11 protein-coding genes and 1 CRISPR repeat array are annotated in these 15,168 nt (G+C 69.2%); of the genes, 6 read left to right on the forward strand and 5 right to left on the reverse strand.

What is annotated here, in order from left to right; all coding sequences use genetic code 11:
• Nucleotides 1-52 precede the first annotated feature (52 nt).
• From M9979_RS08570 to M9979_RS08595, 6 genes are all read left to right on the forward strand, one after another.
• Entirely contained in the window at nucleotides 53-592 is a 540-nt protein-coding gene (locus M9979_RS08570; protein ID WP_254288933.1) for a 2Fe-2S iron-sulfur cluster-binding protein, read from the forward strand.
• Nucleotides 589-1,569 (forward strand): FAD binding domain-containing protein, encoded by a 981-nt coding sequence (locus tag M9979_RS08575; protein ID WP_254288934.1) that lies wholly within the window; start codon nucleotides 589-591, stop codon nucleotides 1,567-1,569. Before M9979_RS08570 ends, M9979_RS08575 begins: the two co-directional genes overlap by 4 nt.
• A 2-nt stretch (nucleotides 1,570-1,571) precedes the next feature.
• On the forward strand, nucleotides 1,572-3,806 hold the full coding sequence (locus tag M9979_RS08580) for a xanthine dehydrogenase family protein molybdopterin-binding subunit (RefSeq protein ID WP_254288954.1): 2,235 nt from the start codon (nucleotides 1,572-1,574) through the stop codon (nucleotides 3,804-3,806).
• 132 nt (nucleotides 3,807-3,938) lie between these two features.
• On the forward strand, nucleotides 3,939-6,131 hold the full coding sequence (locus M9979_RS08585; protein ID WP_254288935.1) for a xanthine dehydrogenase family protein molybdopterin-binding subunit: 2,193 nt from the start codon (nucleotides 3,939-3,941) through the stop codon (nucleotides 6,129-6,131).
• A 149-nt stretch (nucleotides 6,132-6,280) separates the two neighbouring features.
• Complete coding sequence (locus M9979_RS08590; RefSeq protein WP_254288936.1) at nucleotides 6,281-7,216, forward strand: XdhC family protein; 936 nt, start codon at nucleotides 6,281-6,283, stop codon at nucleotides 7,214-7,216.
• Nucleotides 7,203-7,829: a nucleotidyltransferase family protein gene (locus M9979_RS08595; protein ID WP_254288937.1), complete on the forward strand. Its 627-nt coding sequence runs from the start codon at nucleotides 7,203-7,205 to the stop codon at nucleotides 7,827-7,829. Before M9979_RS08590 ends, M9979_RS08595 begins: the two co-directional genes overlap by 14 nt.
• Nucleotides 7,830-7,999: 170 nt before the next feature.
• On the opposite strand, the gene M9979_RS08600 is transcribed toward M9979_RS08595, so the two are convergent.
• From M9979_RS08600 to M9979_RS08620, 5 genes are all read right to left on the reverse strand, one after another.
• On the reverse strand, nucleotides 8,000-9,205 hold the full coding sequence (locus tag M9979_RS08600; RefSeq protein ID WP_254288938.1) for an ABC transporter permease: 1,206 nt from the start codon (nucleotides 9,203-9,205) through the stop codon (nucleotides 8,000-8,002).
• Between the two features lie 154 nt (nucleotides 9,206-9,359).
• Nucleotides 9,360-10,055: an ABC transporter ATP-binding protein gene (locus M9979_RS08605; protein WP_254288955.1), complete on the reverse strand. Its 696-nt coding sequence runs from the start codon at nucleotides 10,053-10,055 to the stop codon at nucleotides 9,360-9,362.
• Nucleotides 10,056-10,207: 152 nt separating this feature from the next.
• Nucleotides 10,208-11,584 (reverse strand): efflux RND transporter periplasmic adaptor subunit, encoded by a 1,377-nt coding sequence (locus M9979_RS08610; protein ID WP_254288939.1) that lies wholly within the window; start codon nucleotides 11,582-11,584, stop codon nucleotides 10,208-10,210.
• The gene (locus M9979_RS08615; RefSeq protein WP_254288940.1) at nucleotides 11,584-13,086 is read right to left on the reverse strand and encodes an efflux transporter outer membrane subunit; all 1,503 of its coding nucleotides are present in this window, start codon (nucleotides 13,084-13,086) and stop codon (nucleotides 11,584-11,586) included. The genes M9979_RS08610 and M9979_RS08615 overlap by 1 nt, the downstream gene beginning before the upstream one ends.
• A gap of 97 nt (nucleotides 13,087-13,183) precedes the next feature.
• Nucleotides 13,184-13,966, reverse strand: a complete 783-nt coding sequence (locus M9979_RS08620; RefSeq protein WP_254288941.1) for an enoyl-CoA hydratase-related protein — start codon at nucleotides 13,964-13,966, stop codon at nucleotides 13,184-13,186.
• 211 nt (nucleotides 13,967-14,177) lie between these two features.
• Nucleotides 14,178-15,135: direct repeats of the CRISPR family, unit length 36 nt; unit sequence GTTGCGGTTGGCCCCCGATCTCTGAACGGCTATACC.
• Nucleotides 15,136-15,168 lie beyond the last annotated feature (33 nt).

Genomic DNA, 15,168 nt, shown 5'->3' on the forward strand with positions numbered 1-15,168 from the left:
TACGGACGTAATCTGACAGGGGTGAGACGCCCCGTATCCAAGAGGGCGAGGCATGCACTTCACGATCAACGGCCAATCGTATCAGGCGGAGCCCGACATCCGTACCTCGCTGCTCGACCTGTGTCGCGAGCACCTGGGGCTGACCGGCAGCAAGAAGGGCTGCGACCACGGCCAGTGCGGCGCATGCACGATGCTGGTCAACGGCCGGCGGATCAACAGCTGCCTCAGCCTCGCGGTGATGCATCAGGACGACGAGATCGTCACGATCGAGGGGCTCGGCACGCCCGAGGATCTGCATCCGCTGCAATCCGCCTTCGTCCGGCACGACGGCTATCAGTGCGGCTATTGCACGCCGGGGCAGATCTGCTCGGCGGTTGGCATGCTCGACGAGGTCCGCAAGGGCTGGCCGAGCCATGTCACCGGCGATCTCGACGCGCCGCGCTTCAACGACGACGAGATTTCCGAGCGGATGAGCGGCAACATCTGCCGCTGCGCCGCCTATCCCAACATCGTCGATGCGATCCGCGAGGTCGCCGAGGCCGACGGCACGGTCGATATCGCCCTCCGCCAGACAGTAGAGGCAGGCGCATGAAGACCTTCACCTACGCCAAGGCGAACGACGCCGAGACCGCGGTGCGCGACGCACACGTCTCCGGCGCGAAATTCATCGCGGGCGGCACCAATTTGCTTGACCTGATGAAATTGCAGGTCGAGACGCCCGAGAAGCTCGTTGATATCAGCCGGCTGCCGCTCGGCGAGATCGAGGAGCGCGAGGACGGCGGCCTGACCATCGGCGCACTGGTGCCGAACTCGGACCTCGCCGCCGATCCGCGCGTCATCGCCAAATACGAGGTGCTGAGCCGCGCGTTGCTCGCGGGCGCCTCGGGCCAGTTGCGCAACAAGGCGACGACCGGCGGCAACCTGCTCCAGCGGACGCGCTGCTATTATTTCTACGACACCGCGACGGCGTGTAACAAGCGCGAGCCCGGCGCCGGCTGTTCGGCGGTCGGCGGGTTCAACCGCGTGCTCGCAGTGCTCGGCACGTCCGATCACTGTATCGCGACGCATCCGGGCGACATGCCGGTGGCGATGCGCGCGCTTGACGCGACGATCATCACGCTGAAGGCGGACGGCGACAAGCGGCGGATCTCGATCCACGATTTCTACCGCCTGCCCGGTGACACGCCGAACATCGAGACGGTGCTGGAACCCGGCGAACTCATCACGCATGCCGAACTGCCCGCCCCGCCCAAGGGCAGGCAGACCTATCGCAAGGTGCGCGACCGCGCCTCCTATGCCTTCGCGCTCGTCTCGGTGGCGGGTGTGGTGAGCGTCGAGGACGGCAGGATCGCGTCGGCGGCGCTCGCCTTCGGCGGGCTCGGGCCGATGCCGTGGCGGAACGCCGCGGTGGAAGCGGCGCTGGTCGGCAAGGCGCCGTCCGATGCGGTGTTCAACGCAGCCGCCGACATCCTGCTCGCCGACGCCAGGGGCTATGGTTCGAACGACTTCAAGATCCCGCTGACGCGCCGGGTCCTGATCGCCACCCTGCGCGATCTGACGGGAGAATGAGCATGTTCGGTTTCGGCAAGGGCGACACCAACGCGCTCACGATGAACACGGCGCATCCGGACAGCCTGCTCGACACCTCGGCGCAGGACGTGATCGGCAAGCCGCTCGACCGCGTCGACGGGCCAAAGAAGGTGTCGGGCCAGGCGACCTATGCGGCCGAATATGCGCTCGACGACGTCGCCTATGGCTATCTGGTGCGGGCCACGGTCGGCACGGGCAAGATCACCGACCTCGACGCGTCGGTCGCCAGGGCAATGCCGGGGGTGATCGACGTCATCACCGACTACGCCACCTTCCTGCGCAACCCGCAGCAGGGCGGCGAGACAAGCGCGCCGACGCAAGGGGTCGAGGACGTCGCCTATCACGGCGAGATCATCGCGATCGTCGTCGCCGAAAGCTATGAGGCGGCGCGCGACGCGGCGGAGCAGGTGAAGGTTACATATGCGCCCGGCGAGGGCCGCTACAGCTTCCTTGCGCATCGCGAGGAGGCGGAAAAGCCGAGCACGCAGCAGATCCCGCCGCACCACAAGCAGGGCGACGTCGACACGGCGATGGCGGAGGCGGTGCACACGATCGACGTCACCTATACGACGCCGAGCCAGAATTCGGCGGCGATGGAGCCTCACGCCAGCCTGGCGGTGTGGCAGGACGGCGCGCTGACGCTGTACGGCGCGTATCAGATGCCCGCGTCGGACAAATTGCAGCTCGCCAAGTCGCTCGGCGTGTCGGCGGACAAGGTGCGGATCGTCGCGGCGTTCGTCGGCGGCGGCTTCGGATCGAAGCTCGGCATCGCGCCCGAGAGCGTCGCCGCGGCGATCGCCGCCAAGCGGCTGGGGCGCCCGGTCAAGGCGGTAATGGCGCGCCAGCAGGTGTTCGACGCGACCGTGCGCCGCTCCAACACCGAACAGCGCATGCGGCTCGGTGCCGATGCGGACGGCAGGCTGACCGCGATCGGGCACGAGACGTTGGTATCCAATTTGCCCGGCGAGGATTTCTTCGAACCCGCCGGCGTCGCGACGCACTTTCTTTATGAGGGCGAGAACCGGCTGATCACGCACGATATCGTCCGGCTCGACTGGATGCTGGCGGGATCGATGCGCGCGCCGGGCGAGGCGGTCGGGCTGATCGCGCTGGAGGGGGCGATCGACGAACTGGCGGAGAAGATTGGCATCGATCCGATCGAGCTGCGCCGCCGCAACGAGCCGCGGGAGGATCCCGAGAAGAAGGTCCCCTATTCGTCGCGTGCGCTGATCCCCTGCCTCGAGCGCGGGGCGGAAAAGTTCGGCTGGGCGCAGCGCAAGCCCGCCGGCACCGACCGGCGCGGCGACTGGCTGTACGGCATCGGCGTCGCGTCGGCCGCGCGATCGAACATGCTGCAGAAGTCCGCGGCCAAGGTATCGATCGACGGCCAGGGCAAGGCGCATGTCGAGACCGACATGACCGATATCGGCACCGGCACCTACACAATCCTGGCGCAGATCACCGCCGAGATCCTGGGCCTGCCGCTGGAGGACGTCATCGTCCATCTCGGCGACACCGATGCGCCGCCGGGTGCGGGGTCGGGCGGATCGTGGGGCGCCGGTTCGTCGGGGTCGTCGGTCTATCTCGCCTGCGAGGCGCTGCGCGGCCAAATCGCCAAGGCGATGGGCGTTGCCGAGGATGCGATGACGCTGAAGGACGGCCGCGTGATCGCCGACAACCGTAGCGTGCCGCTTGCCGAGCTGGTCGGCGAGGGCATGGAGGCGACCGGGCAGATCGCGCCGGGCAAGCAGGAACAGTTGTTCAACCAGGCGAGCTATGGTGCGCATTTCGCCGAGGTCGCGGTCAACGTCGTCACCGGCGAGGTGCGGGTCAAGCGGATGCTCGGCGTGTTCACCGCGGGCCGCATCCTCAACGCGAAGACCGCGCGGTCGCAATGCCTGGGCGGCATGACCTTCGGCATCGGCTGCGCGCTGACCGAAGAGCTGGTCCACGACCCGCGCAACGGCAAGATCGTGAACCGCGACCTCGGCGAGTATCACGTGCCTGTGAATGCCGACGTGCCGCAACTGGAGGTCGAGTTCCTGCAGGAGCGCGACATCCACGCCAACCCGCTGCATGCCAAGGGGCTGGGCGAGGTCGGCATCTGCGGCGCGGCGGGGGCGATCGGCAATGCGCTGTACAATGCGACTGGCGTGCGGGTGCGCGACTATCCGTTGACGCTGGACAAGCTGCTGGAGGGGTTGCCGGCGGTGTGAGGCCGGCGTCGGGGGCGCCCCACCCACCCCGTCACCCCGGACTTGTTCCGGGGTGACGGGGGAATTGGGGCGCCCTTCACCCCGCCTTCGCTGTATCCTACATGTCACCCGCCCGGGCCGAGGATCGACGCGATGAACGAGATGACGATGGACCGTGCCTACCGCCCCGCGAGGCTGGCGCGGGCGCAGCAAAACGTGCTCGGTGCGCCGGTGCCGCGGATCGAGGGGCCGGCGAAGGTCAGCGGCACCGCGACGTACGCCTATGAAGGCGCCGAGGCCGGCACCGCCTATGCCGCGATCGTCGGCGCGCCGGTCGGCAGCGGCCGCGTCACCGCCATCGATACCGCCGCCGCGGAGGCGCTGCCCGGCGTCATCGCGGTGATCCACGGCGACCCGCGGATGGTCACCGGCGGCAGCAATTCGCAAGGGATAGCGCACAGCGGCACCGATCGCGTCTTCCATTACGGCCAGCCGGTGGCGATCGTCGTCGCCGAGGATCAGGCGATCGCCCGCGACGCTGCGGCGCTGGTCGTCGTCCATGCCGCGCCCGGCGCAGACCGCTTCGATCGCAACGCGCAGCCGGTCGAGCGCGACCATGACCTCGGTTTCCTGCCGGCGATCGATATCGGCGATCTCGATGTGGCGCTCGCCGCCGCGCCGGTGGTGGTCGACCGCAGCTATACGACGCCGGTGCATTTCCCCGCCGCGCTCGAACCCCATGCCAGCACCGTTTCGTGGGCCGACGGCAAGCTGCTGGTGCGCACCAGCAACCAGGTGATCGGCGGCGCGCGCGGTACGATCGCCAAGGCACTCGGCCTCGCCAAGGAGGACGTGCGCGTGCTCGCGCCCTATGTCGGCGGCGGCTTCGGCGGCAAGACCGGGGTCGGGCCCGAGGTGATCCTCGCTGCGATCGCCGCGGAGAAGGTCGGGCGGCCGGTCAAGATCGCGCTGCCGCGCGCGCAGACCGCCTATCTGGTCCATCACCGCTCGGCGACGACGCAGCGCGTGCGGATCGGCGCCACCGAGGACGGGCGGATCACCGCCTTCGCGCACGAGGGCGTCGCTGCGCAGAACGACGATGCCAGCTTCCTCGAGCCGATCCCGTTCGGCTCGCTGCCGCTCTATGCCGGCGAGGCGCGGCGGTTCCGCACCGATCTGGTCCGCGTCGACCTGCCCGCCACCGGCGCGGTGCGCGCGCCGGGCGAGGCGATCGGCACGTTCGCGGTCGAATGCGCGATGGACGAACTCGCCGAACGGCTCGGGCTCGATCCGGTCGAGCTGCGCCGGCGCAACGAGCCCGAGGTCGATCCGGTCAACGGCAAGCGGTTCTCGACGCGGCGGCTGCTCGATTGCTACGATGAGGGCGCGCGCCGCTTCGGCTGGGCCGACCGGCGCAAGGGCCGCGAGGGCGACTGGCTGATCGGCCATGGCATGGCGGCGGCGCTGCGTGGCAATTTCACCGTCATGGCGGAGGCGCGGGTGACGCTCGGCGCCGACGGGCGCGCGACGGTCGAGACCGACATGACCGATATCGGCACCGGCACCTATACGATCCTCGCGCAGACCGCGGGCGAGATGCTCGGCCTGGCCGTGGCCGACGTCGCGGTGCGGATCGGCGACAGCGACCTGCCCGCCAGCGCCGGTTCGGGCGGATCTTTCGGTGCGGGCAGCGCCTGTTCGGCGGTGGTGCTGGCGTGCGAGGATATCATCGCCGCGCTCGCGCTGCGGATGAACGCGTCGCCTGAGGAACTGACGCTGCACGACGGCTGCGTCGTCGCGGGCGGGCGCAGCGTCGCGCTTGCCGATCTGCTCCATGGCGAACCGATCGTCGCCACCGGCAAGACCGGTCCCGGCACCGAGACGCAGGCGACCAGCCAGGCGAGCCACGGGGCGCATTTCGTCGAGGTCGCGGTGAATGCGATCACCGGCGAGGTGCGGGTGCGGCGGATGCTCGGCGTGTTCGACGTCGGCCGCGTGCTCAACGCCAAGACCGCGGCGAACCAGCTGATCGGCGGCATGGTCTGGGGCCTGTCCTACGCGCTGGGCGAAGAGGCGGTGGTCGACACGCGCAACGGCCATTTCATCAATCCCGACTTCGGCGAATATCACGTCGCGGTGCACGCTGACGTGCCGCGCATCGAGGTGCATTTCATCGAGGAAATCGACGACAGCGCGAACCCGGTCGGGGCGAAGGGGGTCGGCGAGCTCGGCATCTCGGGCGCCGGCGCGGCGGTGGCGAATGCGATCCACGATGCGTGCGGGGTCAGGGTGCGCGACTTCCCTGTGACGCTGGACAAGCTGCTGGCGGGATTGCCGCCGCTGTAATTCCTCCCCGGCACGGGGAGGGGGACCGCGTCGCGAAGCGGCGTGGTGGAGGGGGCTCTCCACCTGCTGCATCGCCCGTGGAAGCCCCCCTCCACCAGCCTGCGGCTGGTCCCCCTCCCCGTGCCGGGGAGGATTTGAAGGATAAGATCATGGCCGAAAACGACTCCGTCCTCACCGCCGCCCAGCAATGGCAGGGCGAACCGCTCGCGCTCGCGACGGTGGTGTCCACCTGGGGCAGCGCGCCGCGGCCGCGGGGCAGCCATATGCTCGTCCACGCCGATGGCCGGTTCGAAGGATCGGTATCGGGTGGTTGCGTCGAGAGCGATATCCTGCAGACCGCGGCCGAGGTGATCGCGGGCGCACCGTTCCAGCTCAAGCGCTACGGCGTCGCCGACGATGCGGCGTGGGAAGTGGGCCTGCCGTGCGGCGGCGAGATCGCGGTGATGGTGCAGCCGGTGTCGGCGGCGGGATTCGATCCCGAATTGTTCGACCGGATCGCGGAGGCGCGCGAGCGGGGCGAGGCGCTGACCGTCATCACCGATCTCGCCACCGGGCATAGCGACCTGAAACCGCTCGAGACGGGCGAGGTGTTCGCCAACCGCTACGATCCGGCGCGACGGCTGCTGATCGTCGGCGCGGTGCAGATCGCGCAGGCGCTCGCCCAATTGTCGCGCACGCTCGGCATCGACACGACGGTGATCGACCCGCGCGCGCGTTTCCTGACCGAGGAACGCTTCCCCGGCGTGGCGCTCGACGACCGCTGGCCCGACGAGGCGATCGAAGCCTTGAAGCCCGGCCCCGCCACCGCGGTCGTGACGCTGAGCCACGATATCAAGATCGACGATCCCGCGCTGATCGCCGCGCTGGCGACCAACGCGCCCTATGTCGGTGCGCTGGGCAGCCGGCGCAGCCATGCGGCGCGGCGCGAGCGGCTCGCCGCGGCGGGGTTGAGCGAGGCCCAGATCGACCGGATCGACGCGCCGGTCGGGATCGATATCGGTGCGATCGGCCCGTCCGAGATCGCGCTGTCGATCGCCGCGGCGATGGTGGGGGCGTTTCACGGACTTGGCCATGATCGCGGTTGAGGATTGCGTGCTGGTGCTGCTCGCCGCGGGGCGGTCGCGGCGGATGGGCGATATCGGCAGCAAGCTCGATGCGCCGTTCCTCGGCCGGCCGCTGGGGCTGCACGTCGCGGTCGCGCTGGAGGACATGCCGTTCCGCGAGCGGGTCGCCGTCGTCGGCGGCGCGGACTGCGATTATGCCGCGCATGGCTTCACCATCGTGCGCAACGACGATCCGCAGCTGGGCATGAGCCGGTCGCTGGCGCTCGGCGTCGATTGCGCGCGGGCGCGCGGGGTCAAGGCGGTGGTGGTGGCGCTCGCCGACATGCCGCGGGTGACCGCGACGCATATCTACCAGTTGCTCGACGCCGCCGACGACGAGGACGCGATCGTGGCGTCGAGCGACGGTCATGCGGCCAAGCCGCCGGCGGTGTTCGGTGCGGGGCGGTTCGATGCGCTGGTGGCGCTGGAGGGCGATGCCGGCGCGCGCGACATGGTGCGCGCGGGCAAGCATGTCGTGACGACGCCGGCGGAGTTGATCGACGTCGATACGCCGGAGGAACTGGAGCGGCTCCGCGAGCTGGTCGGGGCACCGGAGGCCTATACGCGGCGGCGGCGGACGATCATGCAGTCGTGACCTGGGGCCGGAGATCCCACCCTTTCAAAACTCCTGCGTCACCCCGGACTTGTTCCGGGGTCCACCGTGCCGCAGGCTTAGGACATGAGCCTCTTGCCACACGCCTCGCCGCGGAGTGGACCCCGGAACAAGTCCGGGGTGACGGAGAAACTGGGCAACCCCAACCTACCTCACTCGTGCCTTAGCGCGTCGATCGGGTTGAGCGCCGCCGCGCGCCGTGCCGGGAAGTAGCCGAACACCACGCCGATCACCGCCGAGATGGCGAAGGCGATGATGTTGATCTGCGGATCGAACGTCCACGGCACCTGCATCAGCGGCACCAGCGCCAGGATCACGCCCTGTGCGATCACCAGCCCGATGATCCCGCCGAGGCACGACAGCGCCACCGCCTCGACGAGGAACTGAAGCAGCACCTCGCGCGCGACCGCGCCGATCGCCAACCGGATGCCGATCTCCCGCGTGCGCTCGGTCACCGACACCAGCATGATGTTCATGATGCCGATCCCGCCGACGACGAGGCTGATCGCCGCCACCGCCGCGACGATGCGGGTGAGCAGCGTCGTCGTGCCGGTCAGCGTGTCGGAAATCTGCTTGGTGTCGAAGATGTTGAAATCGTCGTCGCGCCCGCCGGTCAGGTGGCGACGTTCGCGCAGCAGGTCGGTGATCGCCGCCTGGACGGTGCTGGTCTGGTAATCGGTGTCGACGCCGACCAGCATCAGCCGCACGTCGCGGTTGCCGGTGAAACGGCGCTGCACCGTCTTGATCGGCATGACGACCACGTCGTCCTGATCGCCGAACCCGCCCTGCCCGCGCGTGCTCAAGGCCCCGATCACGTCGCAGCTGATATTGCCCAGCCGGATGCGCTTGCCGATCGCGTCGGCGCCGCGGAACAGGTTGGTGCGCACGGTATTGCCGATCAGGCACACCGCCTTGCCCGCCTCCTGCTCCGCCGGCGTCCAGTAGCGACCCGCGACCAGCGGCCAGGGCTGCACCGTCAGGAACGCGCTGGTCGTGCCGTTGATCGAGGTCGACCAGTTGGCGCCTTCGTAGATCGCGGTCGCCGAGGCGCTCGCCTGCGGCGCGACCGCGGTGACGCCGGCGACCTGCTGCGCGATCGCCTCGACATCCTCCGGCTTGAAGTTGGGCGGCTGCGGCCCGCCGCCGCCGCGGCCGAAGCCCTGGCCGGGGCGAATCTGCAGGATGTTGGAGCCCAGCGCGGAAATCTGCTGCTGCACGGCGGCGGTGGTCGCCTTGCCGAGCGTCACCATCGTCACGACCGCGCCGACGCCGATGACGATGCCGAGGATGGTCAGGAACGAGCGCAGCAGATGCCGGCGGATCGACCGCAGCGCGAGGATGAGCGTGGTGCCGAGCATCAATAGTCCTTCTTCCCCTCTCCCGCCGGGAGAGGGGCAAGCTGCCGAAGGCAGCGCGGGGTGAGGGTGAGGCCGGGTGAGCGTCGCACGATCACCCTCACCTTTCCGCCGACCTCCGGTCGGCTCCCTCCCTCTCCTGCTGGGAGAGGGACTGTCATGCCTCCACCGCCGCGCCCTGCTGGTGCTGCGCCTCGATCCGCTCGACCAGCCCGTCCTTGAAGTGGATCACCGTCCTGGCGAACGCGGCCATATCGGGTTCGTGCGTCACCATCAGCACGGTGATGTTCGCCGTCCGATTGAGGTCGGTGAGCAATTCCATGATCTCGACCGAGCGTTCGCTGTCGAGGTTGCCGGTCGGTTCGTCGGCGAGCAGCACGTCGGGCTGCGTGACGATCGCGCGCGCGATGGCGACGCGCTGTTGCTGGCCGCCGGACAGTTCGGCGGGCGTATGGTCCCACCAGCGATCGAGCCCGACCTTGGCGAGCGCCGCCATGCCGAGTTCGCGCCGCGTCTTCTTGTCCTCGCCGCGGTAGAGCAACGGCAGTTCGACGTTCTCGAGCGCGCTGGTGCGGGAGAGCAGGTTGAACCCCTGGAACACGAAACCGAGGTAACGGCGGCGGAGCAGCGCGCGCTGGTCGCGGTCGAGCGTCTCGACGTGATGGCCGCGGAACAGGAAGGTACCCGCCGACGGCACGTCGAGGCAGCCGAGGATGTTCATCGTCGTCGACTTGCCCGACCCCGACGGGCCCATGACCGCGACGAAATCGCCCGCCTGGATGTCGAGATCGACGCCCTTCAGCGCCTGGAACTGCGTCGCGCCGGTGCCGTAGACCTTGGTGACGCTGCGCATCGTGATGAGGGGGTCAGGCACGTCGCCAAACCTCTTCCGTCACCCCGGACTTGTTCCGGGGTTCACGGGGCGGCAGGCGCGTCGGCAAGAGGCTCACGCGATACGCTCGCGGAACAGTGGCCCCCGGAACAAGTCCGGGGTGACGATGGGGTTTACTGCCCACCGGCCGCACCCTGCCGCCGCTGGCCGCCTGCGCCGCTACGCCGGCCCGCGCCCGCGCCGTCGTTGCCGCTCGACAGCTGGCCGGTGATGACCTGCTGCCCCGGTTTCAGATCGCCGCCCAACACTTCGGTCATCGTGCCGTTGCTGTCGCCGGTCACGACCTGCACCGCCTGCGGCTTGCCCTCGGCGTCCTTGACGTAGACCGTCTGGCTGGCGCCGCGGCCGAGCTTGGCGGTGCGCTCGGGGCGATCGCGGCGCGGCCGGAAGGTCAGCGAACCGGCGATGCCGCCGCTCGATCCACCCGCGCCCGTCGCCGCCGGCTTGAAGCGCAGCGCCGCGTTGGGGACGAGCAGCACGTTCTGCCGATCCGAGGTGACGATATCGGCGGTCGCGGTCATCCCCGGGCGCAATTGCAGCGAGGGGTTGGCGACGGTCAGGTCGGCGGCATAGCTCACCACCTGTCCGGTCGCGGTCGTCGTGGTCGTCGTCGTCGAGCTCGCCGCGCTGACCGTCAGGTTCGACCCCAGGTCGACCCGCGTGATCGTCGCCGGGAAGGTACGCCCCGGAAAGGCGTCGACGGTGAAGTTCGCCTTCTGCCCGACCTTGACCTCGCCGACGTCGGCCTCGTCGATCGCGACCTCGAGCTTCATCTTGCTGAGGTCCTCGGCGATGACGAACAACGTCGGCGTGTTGAACGAGGCGGCGACGGTCGCGCCCGGATCGATCTGGCGCGCGAGCACGACGCCGTTGACCGGCGAGCGGATGACCGCGCGGGCGCGCTGCGTCTGGTTCTGCGCCAGCGCGGCGCGTGCCGCCGCGACATTGGCCTGCGCGACCTTCAGCGCGGCGATGCTGCGCTGGTAATCGGCGCGACCGGCCTGCAGTTCGGTGCCCGACGGCACGCGGCCGTTGGAGAGCTTGTAGACCTCCTCCAGCCGGGCGAGTTGCGCGCGGCTTTCGGCGACGGTCGCCTGCGCCTGATTGACCTGCGCCTGGTTGGCGGCGATCTGCGCCTGTTGCTGGCGGATCTGGTCGTCGATCTGCTGCGGGTCGATCAGCGCCAGCGGCTGGCCGGCGGTGACGCGGTCGTTGACGTCGACCACCACGCGCGTGACGAGGCCCGACAGCTGCGAGCCGACCGTCACCTGATTGGTCGGCGCGAGCTTGCCCGTCGCCGAGACGGTGACGGTGAGGTCGCCGCGCTCCACGCCCTGCGTCGCATAGCCGGCATCCGCCTTCGGCCCGAAACAGCTCTTGAGCAGCAGCGCGAGCAGGACGACGCCAATGCCGACGAACACCCATTTGAGATAGCGGCGCCACGCCGGCACCGGCTTCACGCCCAGAAAGTCGTCGATCGGTTCGGCCATCAGCGGGTCTCTGCGACAGGAGTTTGGGCGACAGGAGTTTGGGCCACCGGCGTCGTGCCGGGTTCGGGCGCGGTCGGAACGACACTCGCATCCCAGCCGCCGCCCAGCGCATTGTAGAGCGCGATCAGCGCGGTCGCCTGATCCGAGCGCGCCTGGACGAGGCCGTTCTGCGCGGAGAGCAGCGCGGTTTCCTGCTGGTTGAGCGTCGTAAAATCGGTGAGGCCGCTGCGATACTGGCTGCGGCTGAGGACCGCCGAGGCGCTGGCCGCATCATAGGCGATGCGGAACTGCGTCTCGCGCTGGCGCGCGGCATCGAGCGCGACGATCGCATTCTCGATATCCTCGAGCGCGGTCAGCACGATGCCGCGGTAATTGGCGAGCGCGATGTCGGTCGCCGCCTCGCTCGAACGGACCTGGCTGCGCAACCGGCCGCCGTTGAAGATCGCCTGCGTCAACCCGGCGAACAGGCCGCCGGTGATCGCGTCGCCCAGGCTGCCGATGCTGGTCGCATTGGTGTTGATGTTGCCGGTGATCGCGAGCGCCGGATACAACCGCGCCCTCGCGACGCCGATCTGCGCGGTCGCCGCGGCCAGCGCGCGTTCGGCGGAGCGGACGTCGGGCCGCCGCCGCAACGCATCCGCCGGGATGCCGACGCCGACCGTCGCCGGCCCCCGCGGGATCGGCGCGGTCGCGGCGAGCGCGGTGCGCAGCGCGCCCGGCGCCTGACCGGTCAGCACCCCGATCCGCGCGACCGCGGCGGCATATTGCTGCTCGATCTGCGGCACGGTGGCGGCGGTCTGCGCACGCTGGCTGCGCGCCTGTTCGGCATCGACCGACGAGACGAGCCCGGCTTGGACGCGGAACCCCGCGATCTCCAGATTGTCGTCCTGGATACCCAGGCTGGCGCGCGCATTGGCGAGCTGCGCCTGATAGGCGCGGGCGAGGACGTAATTGCGCGCGACCTCGCTCTCCACCGTCAGCAGCACGGTCGCATAGTCGAAGCCGCTGGCTTCATATTGCGCGCGGCTCGCCTCGACGGTGCGGCGGATCTCGCCGAACAGCCCGACCTGATAGCTGGCGGACAGGCCGGCGGAAAAGCTGTTGGTGCCGCCGCCGCCCGTATCGACCACGGTGCCGTCGGGCAGCGTGAACGACCGGCCGCCGCCGCGCAGATTCTCGTTGCGTTGATAGCCCGCCGATCCCGACAGCGTCGGCAGCAGCGACGCGCGGTTCTGCACCAGCGCCTCGCGCGCCTGCCGCAGCCGGCCGAGCGCCTGCGCGACATCGGTATTGGCGATCCGCGCCTGTTCGACCAGCCGGCCGAGCGCGGGATCGTCGAAGTTCGACCACCAGCGCGTCAGATCCTCGGGCGTCTGCTGCGCCGGGACCGAATAGCCGGTCGGCACGCCCAGCTCGGCGGCAGCTTTCGGCCGGTAATCGGGGCCGAGCGTACAGCCGGCCAGCGCCGCGGTGGTGAGCAAAAGGGCGAAAACACGGGCCATGGCGTATCGTGTGGTCAACGCGCCGGACGGCGTCCAGCGATTTTATGTCGCAATTTGTCTTGCCGGCGCGGCGTGGACGCCTGCGCCGTCGGACGCCTCACGTGCCGGTGAACTGCGGGCGGCGCTTCTGCAGGAACGCCGTCCCTCCTTCCAGCGCATCCGCCGAGGTGCGCGCCGTGCGTTGCGCCTCCGCCTCGGCATGCAGCGCGGCGGGATAGTCGCTGTGCAGCGCCTGCCCCAGCATCCGCCGCATCAGTCCCAGCGCGACCGTCGGCCCCGCCGCCAGCCGCATCGCCAGCGCCAGCGCCTCGGCGTCGAGCGCCTCGTCGGCGACGACGCGGTGGATCATTCCCCATTCCAGCGCCTGCGCGGCGGGCACGCGTTCGCCGAGCATCATCATCTCCGCCGCCCGCGCGCGCCCGATCAGCCGCGGCAGCATCCACGACGCCCCGCCATCGGGCACCAGCCCGATGTTGACGAACGCCTGCAGGAAGTAGGCGGTCTCGCTCGCGACACAGAAATCGGCGGCCAGCGCGAGGCTGCAGCCGATCCCCGCCGCCGGCCCGCGCACCGCGCTCACCACCGGCACGCCAAGCTCGGCGATCGCGGCGATCGTCGGATTGTAATGCTGTGTCAGCGCCGCGAAGGTCGTCTCGCCCGGATCGTCGCTGCCGAACGCGCCGCCACCGACATCCGCGCCCGAACAGAACGCCCGCCCCGCCCCCGCGATCAGCACCGCCCGCGCGCCGTCCCGATCGGTCAGCGCCTCGCGCAATTCGTCGAACAGCGCCGGCGGCGCGGCGTTCAATCGATCGGGCCGATCGAGCGTCAACGCCAGCACGTCGCCATGCCGTTCGCTGCGGATATATCGATACGTCATCGCTGCCTCTCCCGCCCATCCTGCCTGCCGCAAATGTGCATGGCCGGGGGGCGTGTGTCCGTTTCGCCGGGCAGCATAGCGACGGTGGTGCCGGTGGCCACCCCAATTTCGGTTGGCGGGCGGAGGAATGTCCCCGGGGCTTGACCCGGTGTCGACGTTCAGGATTCTTGAACGAGCGTACCATGCCTTCATCGCCAAGGTGCGTCGGTCGGTTGCGGTTAGGATCCGATGTCTGAACGGCTATACCCCGACCGACGATTGCCCCCGCAAGCGGCAGGTTGCGGTTGGCCCCCGATCTCTGAACGGCTATACCGCTAGGGTATGAGGCATGAGTACGCGCATCGTTGCAGTTGGCCCCCGATCTCTGAACGGCTATACCCGAATGGAGCGCCACGCGGTCAGAGCCAGGTTGCGGTTGGCCCCCGATCTCTGAACGGCTATACCGGCACGCCCCGTCAAGCGACGGGCGGCAGTGTTGCGGTTGGCCCCCGATCTCTGAACGGCTATACCGGATGCCGCTGTGGGTCGAAGTGATGCCAGGTTGCGGTTGGCCCCCGATCTCTGAACGGCTATACCCCGCGGCCGTTCGGCCACAGGATCTTGTCCGTTGCGGTTGGCCCCCGATCTCTGAACGGCTATACCAGGCGGGAAGGGTGGTGACGTCGGTGTACCGTTGCGGTTGGCCCCCGATCTCTGAACGGCTATACCCGAGCCGAACAGTTGTGGCGCGACCTGGAAGTTGCGGTTGGCCCCCGATCTCTGAACGGCTATACCATGATCTCGCTTTTGCGCGCCGACCTCCCTGTTGCGGTTGGCCCCCGATCTCTGAACGGCTATACCCGCGAACGCGGATCGCCTGTTCGTGGTCTAGTTGCGGTTGGCCCCCGATCTCTGAACGGCTATACCTTGCGGAATGATCAGGTCCAGCGTGGGGAGGTTGCGGTTGGCCCCCGATCTCTGAACGGCTATACCGGGCGGTCGGTTTCCCGCATCCGCACCGAGTTGCGGTTGGCCCCCGATCTCTGAACGGCTATACCTGCAAGAAGGCCAAGAACAACCGCGACCTTGTTGCGGTTGGCCCCCGATCTCTGAACGGCTATACCCCACAGCGTCAACGCCGCCCGGCTCGAACAGTTGCGGTTGGCCCCCGATCTCTGAACGGCTATACCCCCGGCCAGCGCCTTGTCGATCGGCGCGCCGTT

Origin of the sequence: Sphingomonas liriopis, assembly GCF_024211255.1 — a bacterium.
GTDB lineage: Bacteria > Pseudomonadota > Alphaproteobacteria > Sphingomonadales > Sphingomonadaceae > Sphingomonas > Sphingomonas liriopis.

What these genes read in the sequence shown, in the direction of transcription:
- M9979_RS08615 (WP_254288940.1), bottom strand. Translation starts at nt 13,086, where the DNA reads ATGGCCCGTGTTTTCGCCCTTTTGCTCACCACCGCGGCGCTGGCCGGC.
- M9979_RS08570 (WP_254288933.1), top strand. Translation starts at nt 53, where the DNA reads ATGCACTTCACGATCAACGGCCAATCGTATCAGGCGGAGCCCGACATC.
- M9979_RS08595 (WP_254288937.1), top strand. Translation starts at nt 7,203, where the DNA reads ATGATCGCGGTTGAGGATTGCGTGCTGGTGCTGCTCGCCGCGGGGCGG.
- M9979_RS08620 (WP_254288941.1), bottom strand. Translation starts at nt 13,966, where the DNA reads ATGACGTATCGATATATCCGCAGCGAACGGCATGGCGACGTGCTGGCG.
- M9979_RS08580 (WP_254288954.1), top strand. Translation starts at nt 1,572, where the DNA reads ATGTTCGGTTTCGGCAAGGGCGACACCAACGCGCTCACGATGAACACG.
- M9979_RS08590 (WP_254288936.1), top strand. Translation starts at nt 6,281, where the DNA reads ATGGCCGAAAACGACTCCGTCCTCACCGCCGCCCAGCAATGGCAGGGC.
- M9979_RS08605 (WP_254288955.1), bottom strand. Translation starts at nt 10,055, where the DNA reads ATGCGCAGCGTCACCAAGGTCTACGGCACCGGCGCGACGCAGTTCCAG.
- M9979_RS08575 (WP_254288934.1), top strand. Translation starts at nt 589, where the DNA reads ATGAAGACCTTCACCTACGCCAAGGCGAACGACGCCGAGACCGCGGTG.
- M9979_RS08600 (WP_254288938.1), bottom strand. Translation starts at nt 9,205, where the DNA reads ATGCTCGGCACCACGCTCATCCTCGCGCTGCGGTCGATCCGCCGGCAT.
- M9979_RS08610 (WP_254288939.1), bottom strand. Translation starts at nt 11,584, where the DNA reads ATGGCCGAACCGATCGACGACTTTCTGGGCGTGAAGCCGGTGCCGGCG.
- M9979_RS08585 (WP_254288935.1), top strand. Translation starts at nt 3,939, where the DNA reads ATGAACGAGATGACGATGGACCGTGCCTACCGCCCCGCGAGGCTGGCG.